Here is a 1,214-nt window from a genome sequence, read left to right on the forward strand (position 1 = left end):
TTAATTGTGAATGAATTACCAGTAGCAGTACTACCAGCTACGATAGAAGAATGTGATGATGATGGCGACGGTTTTGCTGACTTTACCCTAACGGATGCAGATGCAGAAATTTTAGCAGGACAAACCTCTAGTGATGCGATGACCATTAGCTACTACCTGTTACAGTCAGATGCACAAGCAGGTACAGGCACACCGCTTACCTCACCTTATACCAACATGACCGCAGGTACAGGAGAAACCATCTACATTCGAATAGAAAACGATGTTACAGGCTGTTTTACCACTTCTCAAGTAGACATTCAAATCAATCCAGCAGTGATGGCAACCACACCATCTAATTATAGCGTTTGTGATGATACCAATGGGAATGACACGGACGGACTAGGAACGTTTGACTTATCTACTTTAGATTCAGAAATACTAGGAACATTAGCAGGAACGGCAACGGTGACTTATTACGAAACACCAGCACTGACCACACCACTTCCAACGATGTACACCACCAATGTGGCAAACTTACAAGTCATCTATGCGCAAGTGGTAGACAATATCACAGGCTGTTTTGATGTGGTGCTAGTAACACTAATTACCGATCCACTTCCAAACTTAGACAACATCCCACCGATGATTGCCTGCGACTTTAACAATCCAGGCGATAATATGGAAGTATTTGACCTATCCACTCATACCACAGTGGTGGCAAACGGACAAGTAGGACTGACTATCACCTATCATCCAACGGCTTTAGATGCAGAAAACAACACCAATGAAATCACCACGCCAATCAATGGTACAGATGGAGACATAGTTCATGTACGTGCTGTAAATCCACTAGGCTGTATTCAAACAGGAAGCTTTGCGTTACAAGTAGAACCATTACCAGTGATTGCTACGCCAACAGACTTAGAAGCCTGCGACGATGAAACCGCCGATGGCGTAGCGCCAACGGATTTAACGGTTAAAAACGATGAAATTACACTGTCGAATCCAAACTTAAATGTTTCATACCACCTTACTGATGCAGATGCAGACAATGATGTCAATGCACTTGTCATGCCGTATGAAAACACAGGTATGCCAACAACATACACAGTATCTGTACGTGTAGAAGATATCAACACAGGCTGTCATATTGTAACGCAGCTTACGGTAAATATCAACGATACTCCAGCAGTCTTCCCTGCAACTCCACTCGAATACTGCGATACTGACAA

Annotated in this window: 1 pseudogene; it reads left to right on the top strand. The window is 43.2% G+C overall.

The window, feature by feature from the left end:
* Positions 1-1,214 (top strand): annotated as a pseudogene (locus tag C8N46_RS20055) (CUB protein); the annotation flags it as partial.

Origin of the sequence: Kordia periserrulae, from assembly GCF_003054265.1 — a bacterium.
Lineage (GTDB): Bacteria > Bacteroidota > Bacteroidia > Flavobacteriales > Flavobacteriaceae > Kordia > Kordia periserrulae.